Raw genomic sequence first — 19,521 nt, forward strand, 5'->3', positions numbered from 1 at the left:
GGTTTATGCTCTGCCTTCATTGGCGTTGGTGTTCACGGCGGCCATGGCATCTTCGCTGATCAGCTTGCGAGCAATCTGCGAAACCTTGGCGGCATACCGCGGGTCGGTTGCATAGCCCGCTTGCTGCAACTCGCGGAAGAAGGCATCGGCATCAGCGGTGCGCGTCAGGGCCTGTTCATAACGGCCATTGCTCTCGAGAAAGGCCACATAGTCATTGAAGCTCTGCTCGTAGGAATCGTAGCTGCGAAAGCTCGCCCGCTCCTGCTGCTTCACGCCACCGCGATATTCGCTGGTCAACACATTGGCGGATTCGCCCTGCCACTGGCCATGGGTCTTGATGCCGAACAGATTGTGGCTGCTGGTGCCATCCTGCTGGCGAATGATCGACTTGCCCCAGCCCGTCTCCAGTGCGGCCTGGGCCACCAGATAATGCGGGTCCACACCCAGCCGCGCAGCGGCCTTTTCGGCCATCGGCAACATGGCGCGGGTAAACTCCGCTGGGCTGTCGAACCGGGTCTTGGCATTGGTGGCTGCGACCATGGCCGGGCTGGCCTCCGCTGCCTGTTGAGCACGCAGCGGCAACCAGTTGCGCGACGGCTCCGGCGAGGCCGCCGGATTGGCCGGCTTGTCCGCCGCCGGGTTCTGACCGAGGGTGACTTCGCCCCACCCAGCGCTGACAGCCAGACGCCGCCGTGCCAGCAGTGCCGAATGGTCAGGCCGCTCAGCGGCAGCGGCCGCCGTGCCAGTGCTGGCGGAGACTGCTGATGCGGCCTTTTCCGGCGACAGCTGGCGTAACATCACATCCGCCAGCCCCATGCCCTGCTTCTCCGCCAGGTGCACCGACAGCTGGCTGTCGTACATGTCCTGGTAGAAACGGGTCTGCGGTGTATTGAGCGGGTTACCTTCGGCGAACGCCTGGTTGGCGTCGCGCATGCTCTTGACCATCACATTCAGAAACAGCGATTCGAACTGGCTGGCCACCTGCTGCAGGTTCTCTGCACTGTCGGCCTTGCTGCCGACCTTGAGCTGGGCCATGGCATTCAGATCGGTATAGCTGATGCTGTTACTGTGCATGGAAAGTTCCTCAGATGACAACCAGGTCGGCGTTCAGGGCGCCGGCCTGCTTCAGGGCTTCAAGAATGGCCATCAGGTCGCCCGGCGCGGCACCGACCTGGTTCACCGCCCGCACGATCTCATCCAGCGAGACGCCGGGATTGAACACGAACATGCGGCTGTCACCCTCTTCGATACTGATCTGCGAGCTCGGCGTGACCACGGTCTGGCCACCGCTGAACGGCTCCGGCTGGCTGACCTGATAGTTCTCGCTGATGGTGACAGTCAGGCCACCGTGGGTTACCGCCGCCGGCTGCACTCGCACATCCTGACCGATGACGATGGTGCCGGTCCGGGAGTTGATGACCACTTTGGCTGCGGCGTTACCCTGCTTCACTTGCAGGTTCTCGACCATTGCCATGTAGTCGACCCGCTGGTTGGGATCGAGCGGCGCCCGCACACGGATGGAGCCGCCATTGAGTGCCTGCGCCACCCCCGGGCCGAAGGTATCATTGATCTGGTCGACCACCCGTTTGGCGGTGGTGAAATCCGGCCGGTTCAGGTTGAACACCAGGTGATCGCTGCTGGCGAAGGGGCTGGCAACCGCGCGCTCGACGGTAGCGCCGCCGGGAATCCGGCCGACACTGGGTACATTCACGGTGATGCGCGAGCCATCGGCACCTTCGGCGCCGAAACCACCAACCACCAGGTTGCCCTGGGCGATGGCATAGACCTGCCCATCCAGCCCCTTGAGCGGGGACATCAGCAGGCTACCGCCGCGCAGGCTCTTGGCATTGCCGATCGAGGAGACGGTGATATCGATGGTCTGCCCCGGGCTGGCAAACGGCGGCAGGTCGGCATGGATGGCCACCGCGGCGACGTTCTTCATCTGGATGCGAGTACCCTGCGGCACCGTGATGCCGAACTCGGTCAACATGTTGTTGAAGGTCTGCACAGTAAACGGCGTCTGGGTGGTCTGGTCACCGGAGCCATCCAGGCCGACCACCAGTCCGTAGCCGATCAACTGGTTGCTGCGGATACCGGCGATGCTGGCGATATCCTTGATGCGCTCGGCCTGGGCCAGCGGGCTGACCAGGGCCAGGCACAGACAGATCAGCAGTGTACGCATGGGTTTCTCCCGAGAGATCAGAATGGCCATACCGGGCTCATGAAGAACTGGCTCAACCAGCCGGGTTTGCTGGCGTTGGCGAACGCGCCGGTGCCGGAATAGGTGATGCGCGCATCAGCGATGCGGGTCGACTGCACGGTGTTGTCGGAGCCGACATCATCCGGGCGAATCAGTCCGGAAATACGGATCAGCTCATCGCCGTTGTTCAGCGTGATCCACTTCTCGCCACGCACCGCCAGCAACCCGTTGGGCAGCACATCGGCCACGGTGACCGTGATCGAGCCGCTCAGGCTGTTGCTCTGATTGGCATCGGCCTCGCCACTGAAGTCACGGCCGCCGCTCAGCTCGACGCCGGTGTTGATACCGGCAATACCGCTGCGCCCGAACAGCATCGGGTTGGCGATGCTGACACTGCTGTCCTTGCTGATCTCGTTCTCGGCTTTCTTCTGGGCTGCCATGCGCTCGGTCAGCACCACGGTAATCACGTCGCCAATCCGGTGGGCCTTGCGATCCTCGTACAGGCTGATCTCGAACCCGGGCTGATAGATTGCACCGTTGTTCAGCTCCTGGGGCATGGGCGTGCGTGGCAAGACCGGCGCGTAGGCCGGATCATCAGGCTTGGGCGGCGTCTGCACGCAGGCGGCCAGCGACGCCACGCAGAGCACCAGCAAGGTTACACGCAGGGCTTTCATCTTCATTCGCTCCAGGAACCCGTTACAGGTTCTGACTGATGTATTGCAGCATCTGATCTGCGGTGGAAATGACCTTGGAGTTCATTTCGTAGGCGCGCTGAGTGGTGATCATGTTCACCAGCTCCTCCACCACACTGACGTTGGAATTTTCCAGGGTGTTCTGCAGCACGGTACCCAGCCCGTTCTCACCGGGGTTGCCGACCTGCGGCGCGCCGCTGGAGGCGGTTTCCAGGAACAGGTTGCCGCCAATCGCCTGCAGCCCTGCCGGGTTGATGAAGTCAGCGGTCTGAATCACCCCCAGCTCCTGCACACCGGCGTCACCGAACAGGGAAATGGACACAGTGCCGTCTTCCCCGACGGTGAAGGTCTGCACTTCCGGCGGCAGCTCGATGCCCGGCTCCAGCGGGTAGCCGTTGGAGGTAACGACGCGGCCATCGGCATCCAGGTGGAAGCTGCCGTCGCGGGTGTAACCGATGTTGCCGTCGGGCATCAGGATCTGGAAGAAGCCGCGGCCGTTGACCGCCATGTCCAGCGGCTGCTCGGTGGTCTGCAGTGTGCCGGTGGTGAAGATTTTCTGGGTGCCGGCCACGCGCACGCCGGTGCCCAGTTGCAGGCCGGAGGGCAGCTGGGTGTCCTGGGTGCTCTGAGCGCCAGGCTGACGCTTGATCTGATACAACAGATCCTCGAATTCCGGGCGGTCGCGCTTGAAACCAGTGGTCGAGACGTTGGCCAGGTTATTGGAAATGGTGCTGAGCATGGTGTCCTGGGCGGACAGACCGGTCTTGCTTACCCATAGTGCTGCGTGCATGTCTTGGCTCCTCGCTGGTCAGGTGTGATCAGCTGATCTGCAGAAGTTTGTTGGTGGCCTGGGCGTTCTCTTCGGCGGTGCGCATCATCTTGATATGCAGCTCGAACTGCCGGGCCAGGGATAGCATGGCGGTCATCTCTTCCACCGCGTTGACGTTGCTGCCTTCGAGAAAGCCGGTAACCAGGGTCACGGCGCCATCGGCTGGTTGTTCCTGACCGTCATTCATGCGCATCAGGCCATCCTCGCCCTTATGCATGGCGACCTGATCTGGCTTGACCAGCTTGATGCGATCCACCTCGGCCAGCACGTTGGGCGCTTCGCCCTGGGCACGGAAGCTGATGGTACCGTCGGTGCCGATCTCGACCTTGTCGGCCGGCGGCAAGGCGATCGGCCCTGCATTGCCGAGTACCGGCAAGCCACCGCTGGTACGCAGGATGCCGAATACATCAATCTTCAGATTGCCGGCGCGGGTATAAGCCTCACCGCCATCAGGTGCCTGCACCGCGATCCAGCCTTCACCTTCAACGGCGACGTCCAGATCACGCCCGGTTTCCTGCAGTAGGCCAGCGGACATATCGGTGCCGGGGCGTTCGGTCATGGCATAGGCGCGCGTCGGCAGTCCCTCGCCGAACACCGGCATCGAACGGGCCTGCTCGAAATCCCGCCGAAAGCCAGTGGTGCTGACGTTGGCCAGGTTATTGGCATGGGCGCGCTGGGCCAGCATGTTCTGGCTGGCGCCGCTCATGGAAAGAAAGAGGGATTTGTCCACACGCTGCTCCGCTTCGACAAGGCGACGGAAAATTGCCGCATTGAATGATCTCTACACAGAACAAAGCAGGTATCGTGCCAACAGAAAAGACGGGGATATATCCGTTGAAAATCAATTAGTTAAAATATCAACACATAAAAAAGCGGCAACGGCGGCAATACAAATTGCCGCCGTTGCCGCTGTGCCGAGCCGAAGACCTTACCGAAGGTTGATGATGGTCTGGGTTACCGCGTCTTCGGTCTGGATGGTTTTCGCGTTGGCCTGATAGTTGCGCTGGGCAACGATCAGGTTGATCAGCATTTCCGACAGATCCACGTTGGATTGCTCCAGCGCTCCCGATTGGATAAGACCCTGGGTTCCGCTACCCGGCACACCGATGACCGGCTCACCGGACGCACTGGACTGGGCCCAGGCAGTGTCACCCAGCGGTTTCAGGCCCTGCTGGTTGGCGAAGGTCGCCAGCACCAGCTGGCCCTGGGTCTTGGTCTGACCGTTAGTGTAACGGGCAATCAACATGCCGTTGTCATCGATACTCAGGCCCGCCAGCTCGCCGGTAGTGAAGCCGTCCTGCACCACCGAGGTGACGCCGAAGCTGGAGGCGTACTGGGATGAGCCGGTCAGGTCCAGACTCAGGTTCTGGACCTCGGCACCCGCCGGCTCGCCATTGGCATCCAGGGGCTGCCACCCGGCTGCGCCGCCGATATTGGTGATCTGCCCGCCAATCAACGCACCGCTACTGTTGAACGTCAGCACTTCAGGGTCGCTGGAAAAAGCCGGATCGGTTGCCAGCGTACCGCTCAGGTCGCGGCCATCGATCAATACGTGCATATCCCAGGTATTGGCGTCGGTCTTGACGAAGTACTTGGTCATCACGTGGGCATTGCCCAGGCTGTCATAGACGTTGACCGAGGTGGAGCTGTTGTAGGTGGAGGAGTCGCTCGGATCAAAGCCGGTACGCGCTTGATCCCGTGCGGCAGTCAATGCTGCCGGCTCGGCCGCAGCCCGGGCCGCGGCCATTTCGTCCTCGGTCGGCGTTGCCGGGTCAACCGCATTAGCGGTGATATGAGCGCTGTATTCCGTGGCAAAGGTGGTGTCATAGGCATTCTGCGCCGCAGTTGGCCGCACACTGGTGGAGTTCAGGTTCAGCGTCGACTCCACCTTGCTGGTGCGGTTGGGGTTGGCCGCCCGGGTGTCCACCCGCAGATCGGTCGGCACACCTTCGTTGATCCTGCCGGTCACCGCATTGACGCCGTAACCCTGCAGCCGCTCGCCATTGTTGTTGACGATGAAACCTTCCTGGTTGGTACCGAAGTAGCCGGCCCGGGTATAGCTCAGCGCACCGTTGTTGCTGGTGACGAAGAAGCCATTGCCGTTGATTGCCAGATCCAGGCTGTTCTCGGTGTAGTTGATATCGCCTTGAGTGAATATCTGCGCGACGTTGTCGAGCACCACCCCACTGCCCTGGGCATTGCTGCCGGTACCCAGAATGGATGCCGAATAGACGTCGGCAAACTCCGCACGGGAGCTCTTGAAGCCCACGGTGCTGGCGTTGGCAATGTTGTTACCGGTGATATTCAGATCGGAAGATGCCGCCCGGATACCACTGAGACCGATATTGAAAGACATGATTGACTCCTGCTTTTACACGCGTCGGACGACGTTATTTACCGATTGAGAAAACTTCTGACAGACCGATACTGCCCAGCCCTGCCAGGTTGAGAACCATTTCACCGCCATGGCCGACACCGAGGGAGACGCTGTCCACATTCGCCGGCAACAGCGTTGCCAACTGGACGGTTTCACCATTGACGCTGGCCTGCGCCTCGAACCGGTATTTGCCGGCCGGCAAGACATTGCCGCTGGCATCGGTACCGTCCCAGGCAAATTCGTGAATGCCGCCTTCCTGGGCGCCCAGATTGATGGTGGAGACCATGCTGCCGGCCTCGTCATAGACGTTCACCAGCACCGCGCCGCTGGCCTGCGGCAACGCCAGCTGGCCAGTAAAGCCGCCCTGGGGATCGACCATCGCCTGATCCGTCGGGATCACCACGGTGCGGCCGACCAGGGACGACGCCTGCAATGCCTGTGACGACTGGAAGCTGCTGGCCATGGCATCGATGGTGCTGTTCATCTTCTCGATGCCTTCGACGGTGCTGAACTGCGCCAGCTGGGCAATGAACTCGCCGTTCTCCTGGGGCGCCAGCGGGTCCTGGTTGTTCAACTGGGCGACCAGCAGCTCGAGAAATTCGTTCTTGCCCAGCTCGTCGCCCTTGGCAAAGCGACTCTGGTCAACCTGATACTGATCCAGCAGGCTGTTGCCGACGCTGATATTACTCATCTGCCCACTCCCTTATTGACCCAGCGTCAGCACGCGCTGCAGCATGGTCTTGGCGGTATTCATGATTTCCACGTTGGTCTGATAGGCGCGCGAGGCCGCCATCATGTTGGCCATTTCTTCCACCACGTTGACGTTCGGATAGAACACGTAACCCTCTTCGTTGGCCATGGGATGATCCGGCTCGTAGCGCGACTGCAATTCTGCGTCCGACTCCACCACGCCCAGCACCTGCACGCCCTGCCCGGCCTGATCGGTCGGCGCAAACAGCGAGCCACCCAGGGAGTCGCCCATGGCCTGCTGCTCGTTGAACACGGTGGCGAACACGGCCTGCCGGGCGCGGTAGGTCTGGTCGATGCTGCTGGAGACGGTCTCGGCGTTGGCCATGTTGCTGGCCACGGTGTTGAGCCGCAGGGATTGGGCGTTCATGCCGGAACCGGCAATATCGAATACCTGATTGAGCGACATGATCAGTCTCCGCGCAGGGCTGTCATCAGCCCTTTGAATTTGCTGTTGAGAAAGGTGAAGCTGGCCTGGAAGTCGATGGCGTTTTCCGCGTAGCGGGCCTGCTCAGCCTGGACTTCAACGGTATTGCCGTCCACCGACGGCTGGGTGGGGATGCGATAGCGCAGGCCGGCGGCCTGGTCGATGAAACCCTCGACGTCCAGATGCCGCGCGTGGGTGCGAGTCGCCTGGAACGGGCGGTCCGCGCCAGTCTGCTGGGCTTCCAGCACACTGGCGAAATCCAGGTCGCGGGCCTGGTAGTTGGGCGTATCGGCATTGGCGATATTGTTCGCCAGCACCGAGGCACGGTCGGCACGGAAATTCAGTGCCTGCTCATGCAGCCCCAGTGCGCGATCGAAACTCAAACTCATAATGGCATTCCTCACTGTGGCCCGATGGCCAGAGTTCTGATGCCAGGTTATAAGCAATAGCCGTGCCTATTACGGAAAACCCTTTTAAATCAGCACATTGGGATATATCAAGCGCATCGGGCGGCAATGATTTTCCGCCCGATGGCAAGACTGCCGCGGCAAAACGGCAAAAGCGGCGCAGGCTCAACGAGCCTGGTAGATGATCCCCGGATTGCATTGCACCATGCGGTACAACTCGGGCAACCCGTTCAACGCCTCGGAGGCCCCCAGCAGCAGATAGCCGCCCGGCTTGAGAGTGGCATGGATACGCCGCAGGATGTCCTTCTTCACCTCGGCGGAAAAGTAGATCAGCACGTTGCGGCAGAACACGATATCGAACCGACCCAGTACCGCGTAGTTGTCGAGCAGGTTGAGCTGGCGAAACTCCACCCGACTGCGGACTGGCATCTTCACCGTCCAGCGGCCCGGCTCGGGTTGATCGAAATAGCGCGTCAGCCGCTCCTGTGACAGGCCTCGGGCGATTGCCAGGCTGTCGTACTGGGCCGCTCGCGCTGCGGTGAGCATGTTGCTGGATATCTCGGTGGCGACAATCTGCGCACCGCCCCGCAGCTGGCCCGGATTGGCCCGCTCATACTCATCGATGGCCATGCTCAGGGAATAGGGCTCCTGCCCCGAGGAACATGCCGCCGACCAGATGCGCAGCCGCTGCCCCGGTTGGTTGCGGATGAACTCGGGAAGCAGACGGTCCTTGAGAATCTCGAAGGGATAGGTATCACGAAACCACAGCGTCTCGTTGGTGGTCATGGCGTCCACCACCAGTTCACGCAGCCCCGAACGCGGCTGCTGCTGGATATGCCGCATCAGCTCACCCAGATCACGGATACCGCGCTGCTCCAGCAAGCGGTTGAGCCGGCTGGCAACGAGATACTGCTTGTTGTCGCCAAGGACGATACCGCAGGTACTCTCGAGGTAGTCCCGGAACAGGTTGAAACTCTGATCAGCAATGCTCACGCAATTCGCTCCAGGCCAGATGCATGGCAGATGCTATCACGCCTCATGTGTCGGTTGCCTGCAGACGCTGGATGACTCGCTCAGCCAGATCGTCAGGGTTGAATTTCGCCAGGAAGGCATCCGCCCCGACCTTGCGCACCATGGCCTGGTTGAACACACCGGAAAGCGATGTGTGCAGCATGACATGCAGGTCTTTCATTCGCGGATCACTTCTGACCTCGGCAGTCAGAGTGTAGCCGTCCATCTCCGGCATTTCGATATCGGAAATCAGCATCAGCAGCGAGTCGCCTACCTGAACACCGGCATCGGCCTCGGCTTTCAGCCAGTCCAGCGCCTGGCGACCGTCATTCAGCGCGATCACGTCGATACCCAAGGTCTCCAGGCAGCGGGTGACCTGCTTGCGCGCCACCGATGAATCATCGACCACCAGCACCTTGCGGCTGGTGGTCGCTGCCAATGTCTGTACTTCCTCGGTCTCCGCCTGCTGGGGTACGGTTCGCTCACCGGCGAGCACTTCGGCGAGCACCTTCTCGACATCGATGATCTCCACCATCTCGTCATCCACCCGCGTCACCGCCGTCAGGTAGTGTTCACGGCCAGCGCCCCGGGGCGGTGCGTGCACGTCGGACCAGTTCAGGTTGACGATCCGCTCCACCGCGCGCACCAGAAAACCCTGCACTCGACTGTTGTACTCGGTAATGATGACGAATGCCGTGGACAGGTCCTCCAGCGCCCGGCCACCGGTGGCCTTGCCCAGATCGATGATCGGCAAGGTACCGCCGCGGATATGCGCCACGCCGCGCACCATCGGATTCAGCTTGGGCAGCGAGGTCAGGCGCGGGCACTGGAGCACTTCCTTGACCTTGAACACGTTGATGCCATACAGCTGCCGGCCGCCCAGCCGGAACAGCAGCAGCTCGAGCCGGTTCTGCCCGACCAGTTGGGTACGCTTGTCCACCGAATCCATTATGCCAGCCATGAATAGCTCCTCTAGATACAAACCAGGCATGATCCTTGCACCACTTCCCCCAGCATATTATGCGACGCCGGCATTTTGACGGGCGTCACTCTGAGTCAGGATTTCGGATTCCATGCAATTACCGGCATTTTTCATCAAACTGATCGCGGCTATTGCGCTGCTGAGTTCCAGCAGTCTGAATGCCAGTCCGCTTATTGACCAGCTTATCGGCACGACCACCAGCTATCTTGAGCAGAAAGTTGCCGCCTACCTGACCAACAGCACTGCCGACGCGCGTTTCGAGATCACCGTGAGCCGTCTGGATCCGCGGCTGCGGCTGCCATTGTGCCCGGCCGATGCGATCCAGGCCAATCTGGAAAGCCCGGAAGTACCAATCGGGCGCGTCACTGTACGCATCAGTTGTGATAGTGAGGTGCAATGGCGGCTGTTCGTGCCGGCGACTGTCGACCTGTTCCAGCCGGTGGTGGTGACTACCCGCCCGCTACCACGCCATGGCGTCATCAGCGCCGGTGATGTCACCCTGCTTGAACGCAACGTCGGCAACCTCAGCGGCAGCTATCTGACACGCCCGGAGCAAGCCATCGGTCTGCGCACCCGGCGTCCGGTTGCCGCTGACAGCGTACTGGGCGCCAACCAGCTGGAGCAGGACGAAACGGTAAAGCGCGGTGACAAGGTGGTGATCAGCGCGGCCAACAGCCGGGTCTCGGTGCGCATGCCGGGCGAGGCGCTGGAAAGCGGCAGTACCGGCAGCCAGATCAGGGTGCGCAATACTCGCTCGGACCGTGTGATCCGGGCCCGCATCATCGGCCCCGGTCAGGTCGAAGTGGCAATGTGATGTGGCATCCCGAATCGACTATACTTGTCGCCATCCAATCAGGCATGCAAACTGTGCAGCAGGTCACACAATTATTTCTCCCAGCCCTAAAGTTTCTGCCGTGGCTGCCGTTACAGCAGAAGGCATTCAGGTTCTGAGGACACACCCATGGTCATAGATTTCAATACCGGCGGCACCAATAACGCCGCCCGCAGCAGCCAGACCGGCGCAGCCAGTGGCAAGCGCGATGTGGCGGCGGAACGCCCGAGCGACGACGCACCGACCGCCGGCAAACCGGCAGCCGCCGACTCCGGGGTCAAGTTGAGCAATCAGGCGCAGCAACTGCAGGCTATCGAAGAACGCCTGCGGGAACTGCCGGAAGTGGACAGCGCACGCGTCGAGCAGATCAAGCAGGCCATCGCCGACGGTAGCTATCAGATAGACAGTACGCGGATCGCCGACAAACTGATCGCTCTCGAGCAGTGATCTGATGGTGGCCGTGCAGCCCAGCGGAGAATGAAGGATGCAGGATCTCAGCGCACTTTTTGCCCAGGCCACACAACATTGCGAGCAGTTCGCCGAATTGCTTGATCAGGAACGCCAGGTTCTGCTCGATCAGGATATGGACGCTCTCGACGCCCTGACCAAGACCAAGACACCGCTGATCGCAGTTCTGGTCGCTGACGAGCAAGCCCTGTCCGCCCAGTGCGAAACACTCAGCAAACCGGCTTCACAAAGCCTGACCGACTTTATCGGCAGCCTGGATAACCCCGCGTTGGCCGCCCAGCACACCGACTTCCTCACTGCTGCCGAACGCTGCCAGAATGCCAACCTGCGCAATGCCAGACTGATTCGCCACAGCCAGCATATCAACTCCCGATTGCTGGACCTGCTGCGCAACCAGGGCGAAGCCAGCCAGAATGTGTACGATCGTCAGGGGAACGCCAGTCGCTCCGCATCCGGGCGCCCGATAAGCCGTGCCTGACAAGGATGTCGCTGGCCTGCCTAGCCAGCCACATTGACTCCATCGCCAGCGAGAAACCGTCGTGTCAATGTTATTCGAACAAGAGGGCAGCCCGCAGCCGCCCCGGGAAGTTACCGCCAGCATCGAAATTCACATTCTGCTGAAGAACCTGCAGCAATTTCACATTCCTCTGAGCATCACCTTCGATGGTCGCAGCCAGACCTTCCAGAGCTATATCGTTGATCTGGATACCCAGAACGGGGCCCTGCTCATCGACGAAATGATTCCGCACATCGGTGACAAGTGGGCCAGCCAGGGAGAAAGCTTTCGGATAGATGCCTGGCTGGACGGTGTGCACATGCGCTGGGTGGGAGCTGATGCAAAGCGGGTGATGCTCGAGGATGCCCCCGCCTTCAGCGTGCCGCTGCCCCACAGCATGATCTACCATCAACGTCGCGGCGCGTTCCGCGCCACCGTGCAACGCAGTATCGATACCCGGGTGGAGCTGATTCACGCCAAGCATCAACGACGCTTCGAGGGAGAGCTGCTGGACATTTCCGCGACCGGCTGCAAGGCCCGCCTGTTGGGTAATCACGTGCAAGGGCTGCAGCCGGGAGAGCGTTATGAGCTGAGCCGACTGCTGTTACCGGATGCCGCCGAGTTCGATATCAATCTGGAGATACGCCACCGCGAATATCACCAGGACAGCGGCACCACGCATGTCGGGCTGCGCTTTCATCAGCCCAGCCCACAGGCCCAACGGCCAATCGACCGCTTCGTACATTATCTGCAACGCGAAGCACGCCGGCTGGAGAAGGAAGACCTGTTCTGAGGTGCTTTCGTTTACCAGCCTAGCCCGGCCGGTGCTCATCATCCTCTTCGGCGACCGGCTGCTCCTGAGGGTCCGTCTCTTCTTGCATCTGATCGATCACCACCTGCTCGTCGACTCGGGGGTCGATGGCCGCGGCCAGCGGTGACGAGGCCAGGTTACCGGCAGCAGGCATGAACTGGATCGGCGCCTCTTCGACGAGATGTTCTCCGGTAACCCGTTCCGGCCGCACGAAGATCACCAGCAGCAAACTGCTACAAGCCATGAAGACGTACAACATCGGCGCGCCGCCAAACTTCATCAGCACGGACCCGAGCAATGGCCCGGCACTGGCACCCAGGCCAAAGGTGACCAACAGCATCGCCGACAGCAGCACGCGCTCCTCCTGCTCAACGTGGTCGTTGGCCAGCGCCACTGCCAGCGGATAGAGCGTGAACGCCAGCAGCCCAAAGATGCCGGTCAGCAATAACAGTAACTGCGGCCAGGCCACCAGAGCAATGAGCAGCGAGACGGTGGTGAGGACGATGGCGTTTACCTGGATCATCCGGCTACGGTCCAGGCGATCAGACAGCCAGCCCGCAGGCCACTGGGCTAATAGCCCCGCGCCAATGGTGACCGCCATGAACACGCCGACATGCTCGGTGTCCAGACCAACCGAACTGGCATACGCCGGCGCCAGCCCGTAGAAGGCGCCCAACAGCAATCCGGCCACGCCGATGGTACTCAGCGCCTGGGGAATACGCTTGACGAACAGACGGACTTCCAGCGGCGCCGGATGCAAGGGTGCCGGGTGCAACCGGCGGGTGACCGCCACCGGCACCAGGCACAGGGCAAAGCACATCGCCACGAGAATGATATGGCGCATGCTCAACTCGGGCATCAGCGTCAGCACCAGCTGCCCCAGCCCCAGGCCGAGGAAGGTCACCAGCATATAGCCGGCGAAGACCCGCCCCCGCTGGTGGGATTCCGCCTGCTCGTTCAGCCAGCTCTCCAGCACCATGTACTGACACATCATCGCCACACCCACCAGCCAGCGCAGGACCAACCAGACTTCCACGCTGGATGTCAGCGCGTGGCCGAGCACCGAAGCCGTCACTATCCCGGCGCTGGCAACAAAGGCCCGGATATGCCCGACCTGGGCAATCAACCGATGCCCCACCGACGCCCCCATCACCAGACCGACGTAATAGGCCGTCATGAGCACACCGATCCAGATTTCACTGACATTGGCAGCAGACAGGCGCAGGCCGAGGTAGGTACTGAGCAGACCACTGCCCAGCAGCATCAGAAGAGTGGAGAAGTACAGGGATGAGAAGGAGGCAAAGGTACTGGGCAATGAAAAACTCCCGTTAAGCTGGATACCGGATAAAAACTGCTTCGCTACACAGGATAGCAGCTGCATGAAGGACGCAGCCGGACGCAGCGTCAGGATCGGACACATCGGTACTCAAGGAGCGGGACCAGGAAAAGAGAATTGCATGGACCGGCACGTCAAAGGCCTGACAGTGCGGACTGTCAGGCTCGGTCATCTGGTGCGCGAGCCCGGATTCGAACCGGGGACCTACCGCTTAGGAGGCGGTTGCTCTATCCAGCTGAGCTACAAGCGCAAATGATTGTAAATGCTCGACTTTGTGCTGCGCATGATAACCGATCGCAGACGGGCTTGACCACCTTGACAAATGGTGCGAAAGTTCGATCTCAAATGGCCAGCGCCGGAAAGATGTCGCAAAAAAGAGACGTAATTCCGACACTTTGTAAGCCATTGAAAAAAATGGGTATTAGAGTTGAGCAAAATGCTTATATCCATTGTCAATGTGTCAGGGATTTTTCCAAATCCTGACGAGATGGCGGTTTGGATGGCAGGAAGCCATGCGGATTCCAACTGGCCGGGATCGATTCATTAGCCAAAGTGATTATTTTTGCCCATGAAAACAGCACTTCAGCATTACACCAGCCGGACAGCTGACAAATTCGTTGTTCGTCTTCCCGAGGGCATGCGTGACCGCATTGCCGAAGTTGCCAAGCAACATCATCGCAGCATGAATTCGGAGATCATCGCCCGGCTGGAGCACAGCCTGCTGGATCTGCCGAGCTTACCCGAGCATCCTTCGCGCCAGACTCTCGATGAACAGCGCCTGGAAGACCTGAACCATCCGGAGCGGGAATTGCTGCTGCGCTTCCGGGAAATGAGCCGTCGTCAGCAGAATGCGCTACTGGCTCTGCTGGCCAGCGAACAAGGCTGAAGTACGCTACGGCAGGCATGGCAAACCGCTCTGCCGCCCTATTCCTCAGCTATAAAAAAACCCCGTCCAGGCAACTGAACGGGGTTTTTTCTATCGGGATATCGGTCAGCTGACGAAGGTCAACAGGATACCCGCCGCCACCGCAGAGCCAATGACACCCGCCACGTTCGGTCCCATGGCGTGCATCAGCAGGAAGTTCTGCGGATTCGCCTCAAGGCCGACCCGGTTGGATACCCGCGCAGCCATCGGCACCGCCGAGACACCGGCCGAGCCGATCAGCGGATTGATGGGGTGCTTGCTGACCAGATTCATCAGCTTGGCCATCAGTACACCACCCGCCGTACCTACGCAGAAGGCAACCATACCGAGCACCAGAATACCCAGCGTCTTGAGCTGAAGAAATGAATCCGAGGACAACTTGGAACCCACCGCCAACCCGAGACCGATGGTCACGATGTTGATCAGCGCATTACGGCTGGTGTCGGCCAGACGCTCGACCACACCGCACTCACGCATCAGGTTACCGAAGCAGAACATACCTACCAGCGGCGCCGCATCCGGCAACAGCAGGGAGATCAGCAGCAACAGAACCAATGGGAACACGATCTTCTCGGTCTTGCTGACGGGCCGCAACTGCGTCATGACAATGGCGCGCTCCTTCTCCGTGGTCAGTGCCCGCATGATGGGCGGCTGAATCAGCGGCACCAGCGCCATATAGGAATAGGCTGCGACCGCGATGGGTCCCAACAGATCCGGCGCCAGTTTGGAGGTCACGAAGATCGAGGTGGGACCATCGGCACCGCCGATGATGGCGATGGAAGCCGCCTCGCGCATAGTGAACTCGAAGCCGGGAACGCCCCAAGCGGTCAGCACCAGGGCACCCAGCAGCGTACCGAAGATCCCGACCTGGGCGGCAGCGCCGAGCAACAGTGTGCGCGGGTTTGCCAGCATGGGGCCGAAGTCAGTCATCGCGCCCACACCCATGAAGATCAGCAGCGGAAATACACTGGTGGGAATACCGACATCATAGATAAGCCGGAGCAGACCGCCGACTTCCGCCATGCCCGCCACCGGCAGGTTGGCCAGGATGCCACCGAAGCCGATCGGAATCAGCAGCAGCGGCTCGAAGCCCTTGCTAATCGCCAGGTAAATGAGCATCAGACACACCAGGATCATGAACGCCTGGCCGGGCGCGATCTGATACAGCCCGGTGGTGTGCCAGAGCACGGATAGCTTTTCCATGGTGGTCTCCTCAGCCGATGGTCAACAAGGTGTCACCGACCGATACCGCATCGCCCACCTTGACGTTGACCGTACCGACGACGCCCGCCTTGAAGGCGCGAATCTCGGTTTCCATTTTCATGGCTTCCAGGATCATGACCAGTTCGCCTTCATCCACCTGCTCACCCGGCTGCACCAGCACCTTGAAGATATTACCAGCCAGCGAAGCCACTTGCGGATCGCCTCCGCCCGCTGCGGGGACAGCTGTAACCGGAGCTGGTGCCGCGTCACCGACCTGCTTGATGCCAGTGATATCACCGCCATCAGCTACTTGAACCACGAACTCCTTGCCATTGACCGTGACGGTATACACTTCCGGCTCACCCGGCTTGGTGCTGGCAGCCGCCAATTCCTGGCCGGTGGGTGCCGGCTCGAAGGCTGCCGGGTTACCGCGGTTCTCCAGGAACTTCAATCCGATCTGCGGGAACAGGGCGTAGGTCAGCACATCATCGATCTCGTTCGCTGCGAGCTTGATGCCCTTCTCTGCTGCCAGATTGCGCAACTCGATGGTCAGCTTGTCCATTTCCGGCTCAAGCAGATCCGCCGGGCGACAGGTAATCGCCTCCGCACCGTCGAGCACCCGCGCCTGCAGTTCGCTATTGAAAGGGGACGGCGCCGCGCCGTATTCACCCTTGAGCACACCGGCAGTTTCCTTGGTGATGGACTTGTAACGCTCACCGGTCAGTACGTTGATGACCGCCTGGGTGCCAACGATCTGCGAGGTGGGGGTAACCAGAGGGATGAAGCCCAGGTCTTCACGCACCCGCGGAATTTCCGCCAACACTTCATCGAATTTCTCACCAGCGCCCTGCTCCTTGAGCTGGCTTTCCATGTTGGTCAGCATGCCGCCGGGCACCTGCGCCACCAGAATGCGCGAATCCACACCTTTGAGGTTGCCCTCGAATTTTGCGTATTTCTTGCGTATCTCACGGAAATAGGCAGCGACCTCCTCCAGCAACTCCAGATTCAAGCCGGTATCCCGCGGCGTGTTCTGGAAAATCGCCACGACCGACTCAGTCGGCGAATGGCCATACGTCATCGACATGGAGGAAATGGCCGTATCGACATTATCGATACCCGCTTCCGCCGCCTTGAGAATAGCGGCAGTGGAGAGACCGGCGGTCGCGTGACATTGCATGTGCACGGGAATGCTCAGCGTCTGCTTGAGCCGTGTTACCAGCTCGAATGCCACATAGGGGTTGAGAATGCCAGCCATGTCCTTGATGGCCAGGGACTCGGCACCCATGTCCTCGATCTGCTTGGCCAGGTCGACCCACATCTCCAGCGTGTGCACCGGGCTGGTGGTATAGGAAATGGTACCTTGGGCATGCTTGCCGACCCGCCGCACCGCCTTGAGCGCAGTTTCCAGATTGCGCGGATCATTCATTGCGTCGAACACGCGGAATACATCCACGCCATTGGTCGCCGCGCGCTCAACGAACTTTTCCACCACATCATCAGCGTAATGGCGGTAACCCAGCAGGTTCTGGCCGCGCAGCAGCATCTGCTGGCGGGTGTTGGGCATGGCTTTCTTCAACTCGCGGATACGCTCCCAGGGGTCTTCTCCCAGGTAACGGATACAGGCATCGAAGGTCGCGCCACCCCAGGATTCGACCGACCAGAAGCCGACCTGATCCAGCTTGCCGGCAATCGGCAGCATGTCTTCAAGACGCATACGGGTAGCGAGGATGGATTGGTGCGCGTCGCGCAGAATGACGTCGGTAATACCTAATGGCTGGTTTTTCAGGTCGGTCATAATGATATGGCCTTTATTTTGTAATTTTTTCTGGATGAGCTTTTCAGCTACGGCGGCGTGCGCGGTGCTGGCTGACAGCCGCTCCTATTACGGCGAGCATTTCGGAGTCGACCGGCTGCGCGATGGCGGCAGCCGCACGTTTCGGTGCAGCAATGGTGGGTGCGGCGTCAGGAAAGAAACGGCTGATGATGAAGGACATCAGGTTGATCAAGCCAACCAGCAGCACCAGAAAGACAAATACCGTTCCCAGCCCCATGAACATCAAATCAACGCCTTCCATCACCAGTTCGGAAGAGGTCATTATTTTTCTATCTCCATTAAAAAAGCGCACCACTTACGTGGACGCGCTTCTTGAGGACAGACGGAACGAGACACCATTCCGTCACTACAAAGCCGGGGTAATGTATCCTGATGTGACATCCTTGGCAATCAATGCGACACTGGAAAAGGCGCCGCGCCTATAGCAGAAACAGGGTAGCCAGCCCGAGAAAAATGAAAAATCCGCCACTGTCGGTGATGGCGGTAATCAGCACACTGGAGCCCAATGCCGGGTCGCCGCCGGTGCGCAGTCTGGCCAGAGGGATTACCACACCCATCAGCGCCGCCAACAGCATGTTCAGCAGCATGGCTGCCATCAATACGACTGACAGCGCGACGTTGCCATAGAGAATGTAGGCAATGATCGCCAGCATCAAACCCCAGAACAGACCGTTGATCATCGCCACCCCCGCCTCCTTGCGCAGCAGCCGCTGACCGTGAGCGACCTGCACCTGACCGGTGGCGATGCCGCGGACAATCATGGTGATGGTCTGATTACCGGAGTTGCCACCAATGCCGGCGACGATGGGCATCAAGGCCGCCAGCGCCACCAGTTGCTCAATGGCTCCTTCGAACAGACCGATTACCCGGGAAGCTATCAGCGCGGTACAGAGGTTGATTGCCAACCAGGCCCAACGGTTGCGCACGGATTTCCAGACCGAGGCGAAGATGTCCTCTTCTTCGCGCAGACCGGCAGAATTGAGCGCTTCCGTCTCGCTTTCCTGACGGATGTAATCAAGCACTTCATCAACGGTCAGGCGACCACATAGCACCCCACCGGCATCCACTACCGGAGCCGTTACCAGGTCATAGCGTTCGAATGCCTGTGCCGCTTCGCTGGCATGGGCCTGGGGATCGAAAATCACCGGGTCCGTAACCATTACCTCGGCCACCAGTGCATCCGGCGAGCTGACCAGCAGTTTCTTGATCGGCAGTACGCCCTGAAGCCGTCCATCATTATCGACAACGAACAGCTTGTCGGTATGGTCAGGCAGGATATCGAAACGGCGCAGATAGCGACTGACCACTTCCAGGGTGACATCATCACGGATGGTCACCATATCGAAATCCATCAGCGCGCCGACTTCGTCCTCGTCGTAGGACAAAGCCGACCTGAGCCGCTCCCGCTGTTGGGCGTCCAGCATGTCCATCAGCTCGCGAACCACGTCCCGCGGCAGATCCGGCGCCAGGTCCGCCAGCTCATCAGCATCCAGCATATTGGCCGCAGCGATGATTTCCTGATTGTCCATGTCGGCAATCAGGATTTCGCGCACCGCGTCCGAGACTTCCAGCAGGATCTCACCATCGCGGTCATATTTGACCAATTGCCAGACCGCCAGGCGTTCGGCCAACGGCAGGGATTCGAGAATATAGGCGACATCCGCTGAATGCAGTTCATCCAGCCGATGCTGCAGCTCGATCTGGTCCTGCTGCTGGAGGGGATTGATCAACCCGGGACCACCATGGCCGCGCACCAAGGCATCAGCCAGCCCGTGCCGTTCCAGCAACTGCACCACCTGATCGACCCGGTCCTGCAGCCGCTCTGGGGATTTTCTGTTCAGCTCCGACATCGGTGCGTCCTCCGACAAGACAAGGCTCTGCGCAACCGCAAGACATAGCGGCTATGATCAGTCTGGCAGGCTTTTACACAGCCATGATGACTGC

Annotated in this window: 21 protein-coding genes and 1 tRNA gene; 5 read left to right on the forward strand and 17 right to left on the reverse strand. The window is 60.3% G+C overall.

Annotated elements, in window-relative coordinates:
• Positions 1–3: 3 nt before the first annotated feature.
• The 11 genes from flgJ to BM267_RS11890 form a co-directional block, all read right to left on the reverse strand.
• Positions 4–1,074 carry a flagellar assembly peptidoglycan hydrolase FlgJ gene (gene flgJ, locus BM267_RS11840; protein WP_036990521.1) on the reverse strand — a complete coding sequence of 357 codons (1,071 nt, stop codon included), beginning with the start codon at positions 1,072–1,074 and terminating at the stop codon, positions 4–6.
• A 10-nt stretch (positions 1,075–1,084) separates the two neighbouring features.
• Complete coding sequence (locus tag BM267_RS11845; RefSeq protein WP_036990522.1) at positions 1,085–2,182, reverse strand: flagellar basal body P-ring protein FlgI; 1,098 nt, start codon at positions 2,180–2,182, stop codon at positions 1,085–1,087.
• A gap of 17 nt (positions 2,183–2,199) precedes the next feature.
• Positions 2,200–2,874 carry a flagellar basal body L-ring protein FlgH gene (gene flgH, locus BM267_RS11850; protein WP_036991125.1) on the reverse strand — a complete coding sequence of 225 codons (675 nt, stop codon included), beginning with the start codon at positions 2,872–2,874 and terminating at the stop codon, positions 2,200–2,202.
• A gap of 22 nt (positions 2,875–2,896) precedes the next feature.
• Positions 2,897–3,682 carry a flagellar basal-body rod protein FlgG gene (gene flgG / locus BM267_RS11855; RefSeq protein ID WP_036990523.1) on the reverse strand — a complete coding sequence of 262 codons (786 nt, stop codon included), beginning with the start codon at positions 3,680–3,682 and terminating at the stop codon, positions 2,897–2,899.
• 28 nt (positions 3,683–3,710) lie between these two features.
• The gene (gene flgF, locus BM267_RS11860; protein WP_074780462.1) at positions 3,711–4,451 is read right to left on the reverse strand and encodes a flagellar basal-body rod protein FlgF; all 741 of its coding nucleotides are present in this window, start codon (positions 4,449–4,451) and stop codon (positions 3,711–3,713) included.
• Between the two features lie 198 nt (positions 4,452–4,649).
• Positions 4,650–6,077 carry a flagellar hook protein FlgE gene (locus tag BM267_RS11865; protein ID WP_074992207.1) on the reverse strand — a complete coding sequence of 476 codons (1,428 nt, stop codon included), beginning with the start codon at positions 6,075–6,077 and terminating at the stop codon, positions 4,650–4,652.
• 34 nt (positions 6,078–6,111) lie between these two features.
• Complete coding sequence (flgD, locus tag BM267_RS11870) at positions 6,112–6,789, reverse strand: flagellar hook assembly protein FlgD (RefSeq protein WP_074780454.1); 678 nt, start codon at positions 6,787–6,789, stop codon at positions 6,112–6,114.
• 12 nt (positions 6,790–6,801) lie between these two features.
• On the reverse strand, positions 6,802–7,254 hold the full coding sequence (gene flgC, locus BM267_RS11875; protein ID WP_074780451.1) for a flagellar basal body rod protein FlgC: 453 nt from the start codon (positions 7,252–7,254) through the stop codon (positions 6,802–6,804).
• Between the two features lie 2 nt (positions 7,255–7,256).
• Positions 7,257–7,661, reverse strand: a complete 405-nt coding sequence (gene flgB / locus BM267_RS11880; RefSeq protein WP_074780448.1) for a flagellar basal body rod protein FlgB — start codon at positions 7,659–7,661, stop codon at positions 7,257–7,259.
• 183 nt (positions 7,662–7,844) lie between these two features.
• A complete protein-coding gene (locus BM267_RS11885; RefSeq protein WP_074780445.1) occupies positions 7,845–8,672 on the reverse strand; it encodes a CheR family methyltransferase in 828 nt (275 codons plus the stop codon).
• Between the two features lie 43 nt (positions 8,673–8,715).
• Positions 8,716–9,651: a chemotaxis protein CheV gene (locus BM267_RS11890; RefSeq protein WP_074780441.1), complete on the reverse strand. Its 936-nt coding sequence runs from the start codon at positions 9,649–9,651 to the stop codon at positions 8,716–8,718.
• Between the two features lie 112 nt (positions 9,652–9,763).
• Here BM267_RS11890 and flgA point away from each other — a divergent pair, with 112 nt between their 5' ends.
• The 4 genes from flgA to BM267_RS11910 all read left to right on the forward strand — a co-directional run bounded on the left by flgA (position 9,764) and on the right by BM267_RS11910 (position 12,261).
• A complete protein-coding gene (gene flgA / locus BM267_RS11895) occupies positions 9,764–10,486 on the forward strand; it encodes a flagellar basal body P-ring formation chaperone FlgA (protein WP_074780438.1) in 723 nt (240 codons plus the stop codon).
• Between the two features lie 147 nt (positions 10,487–10,633).
• Positions 10,634–10,951: a flagellar biosynthesis anti-sigma factor FlgM gene (flgM, locus tag BM267_RS11900; RefSeq protein ID WP_036990532.1), complete on the forward strand. Its 318-nt coding sequence runs from the start codon at positions 10,634–10,636 to the stop codon at positions 10,949–10,951.
• Between the two features lie 37 nt (positions 10,952–10,988).
• A complete protein-coding gene (locus BM267_RS11905; RefSeq protein ID WP_074780435.1) occupies positions 10,989–11,450 on the forward strand; it encodes a flagella synthesis protein FlgN in 462 nt (153 codons plus the stop codon).
• 67 nt (positions 11,451–11,517) lie between these two features.
• Entirely contained in the window at positions 11,518–12,261 is a 744-nt protein-coding gene (locus tag BM267_RS11910) for a flagellar brake protein (protein ID WP_083392504.1), read from the forward strand.
• A gap of 19 nt (positions 12,262–12,280) precedes the next feature.
• Here the strand turns inward: BM267_RS11910 and BM267_RS11915 are convergent, their stop codons facing one another.
• Together BM267_RS11915 and BM267_RS11920 are read right to left on the reverse strand one after the other, a co-directional pair.
• Positions 12,281–13,594 carry an MFS transporter gene (locus tag BM267_RS11915; RefSeq protein WP_036991129.1) on the reverse strand — a complete coding sequence of 438 codons (1,314 nt, stop codon included), beginning with the start codon at positions 13,592–13,594 and terminating at the stop codon, positions 12,281–12,283.
• 194 nt (positions 13,595–13,788) lie between these two features.
• Positions 13,789–13,865 (reverse strand) — tRNA-Arg (locus BM267_RS11920).
• 318 nt (positions 13,866–14,183) lie between these two features.
• On the opposite strand from BM267_RS11920, the gene BM267_RS11925 reads away from it, so the two are divergent.
• A complete protein-coding gene (locus BM267_RS11925) occupies positions 14,184–14,501 on the forward strand; it encodes an Arc family DNA-binding protein (protein WP_036990534.1) in 318 nt (105 codons plus the stop codon).
• A gap of 105 nt (positions 14,502–14,606) precedes the next feature.
• Here BM267_RS11925 and BM267_RS11930 read toward each other — a convergent pair whose 3' ends face one another.
• The 4 genes from BM267_RS11930 to mgtE form a co-directional block, all read right to left on the reverse strand.
• A complete protein-coding gene (locus tag BM267_RS11930; RefSeq protein WP_036990535.1) occupies positions 14,607–15,743 on the reverse strand; it encodes a sodium ion-translocating decarboxylase subunit beta in 1,137 nt (378 codons plus the stop codon).
• A gap of 10 nt (positions 15,744–15,753) precedes the next feature.
• A complete protein-coding gene (gene oadA / locus BM267_RS11935; RefSeq protein WP_074780429.1) occupies positions 15,754–17,538 on the reverse strand; it encodes a sodium-extruding oxaloacetate decarboxylase subunit alpha in 1,785 nt (594 codons plus the stop codon).
• A gap of 43 nt (positions 17,539–17,581) precedes the next feature.
• Positions 17,582–17,839 (reverse strand): OadG family protein, encoded by a 258-nt coding sequence (locus tag BM267_RS11940; RefSeq protein WP_036990537.1) that lies wholly within the window; start codon positions 17,837–17,839, stop codon positions 17,582–17,584.
• Between the two features lie 157 nt (positions 17,840–17,996).
• The gene (gene mgtE, locus BM267_RS11945; RefSeq protein WP_036990538.1) at positions 17,997–19,427 is read right to left on the reverse strand and encodes a magnesium transporter; all 1,431 of its coding nucleotides are present in this window, start codon (positions 19,425–19,427) and stop codon (positions 17,997–17,999) included.
• Between the last annotated feature and the right edge of the window lie 94 nt (positions 19,428–19,521).

This window comes from Halopseudomonas bauzanensis (assembly GCF_900114735.1).
GTDB classification, from domain to species: Bacteria; Pseudomonadota; Gammaproteobacteria; order Pseudomonadales; family Pseudomonadaceae; genus Halopseudomonas; species Halopseudomonas bauzanensis.

Coding starts and splice junctions, on each gene's coding strand:
- BM267_RS11845 (WP_036990522.1), bottom strand. CDS start 2,182: ATGCGTACACTGCTGATCTGTCTGTGCCTGGCCCTGGTCAGCCCGCTG.
- flgM (WP_036990532.1), top strand. CDS start 10,634: ATGGTCATAGATTTCAATACCGGCGGCACCAATAACGCCGCCCGCAGC.
- flgH (WP_036991125.1), bottom strand. CDS start 2,874: ATGAAAGCCCTGCGTGTAACCTTGCTGGTGCTCTGCGTGGCGTCGCTG.
- BM267_RS11940 (WP_036990537.1), bottom strand. CDS start 17,839: ATGACCTCTTCCGAACTGGTGATGGAAGGCGTTGATTTGATGTTCATG.
- flgB (WP_074780448.1), bottom strand. CDS start 7,661: ATGAGTTTGAGTTTCGATCGCGCACTGGGGCTGCATGAGCAGGCACTG.
- BM267_RS11930 (WP_036990535.1), bottom strand. CDS start 15,743: ATGGAAAAGCTATCCGTGCTCTGGCACACCACCGGGCTGTATCAGATC.
- BM267_RS11890 (WP_074780441.1), bottom strand. CDS start 9,651: ATGGCTGGCATAATGGATTCGGTGGACAAGCGTACCCAACTGGTCGGG.
- BM267_RS11910 (WP_083392504.1), top strand. CDS start 11,518: ATGTTATTCGAACAAGAGGGCAGCCCGCAGCCGCCCCGGGAAGTTACC.
- flgG (WP_036990523.1), bottom strand. CDS start 3,682: ATGCACGCAGCACTATGGGTAAGCAAGACCGGTCTGTCCGCCCAGGAC.
- flgD (WP_074780454.1), bottom strand. CDS start 6,789: ATGAGTAATATCAGCGTCGGCAACAGCCTGCTGGATCAGTATCAGGTT.
- mgtE (WP_036990538.1), bottom strand. CDS start 19,427: ATGTCGGAGCTGAACAGAAAATCCCCAGAGCGGCTGCAGGACCGGGTC.
- BM267_RS11865 (WP_074992207.1), bottom strand. CDS start 6,077: ATGTCTTTCAATATCGGTCTCAGTGGTATCCGGGCGGCATCTTCCGAT.
- flgJ (WP_036990521.1), bottom strand. CDS start 1,074: ATGCACAGTAACAGCATCAGCTATACCGATCTGAATGCCATGGCCCAG.
- flgC (WP_074780451.1), bottom strand. CDS start 7,254: ATGTCGCTCAATCAGGTATTCGATATTGCCGGTTCCGGCATGAACGCC.
- oadA (WP_074780429.1), bottom strand. CDS start 17,538: ATGACCGACCTGAAAAACCAGCCATTAGGTATTACCGACGTCATTCTG.
- BM267_RS11905 (WP_074780435.1), top strand. CDS start 10,989: ATGCAGGATCTCAGCGCACTTTTTGCCCAGGCCACACAACATTGCGAG.
- flgA (WP_074780438.1), top strand. CDS start 9,764: ATGCAATTACCGGCATTTTTCATCAAACTGATCGCGGCTATTGCGCTG.
- BM267_RS11925 (WP_036990534.1), top strand. CDS start 14,184: ATGAAAACAGCACTTCAGCATTACACCAGCCGGACAGCTGACAAATTC.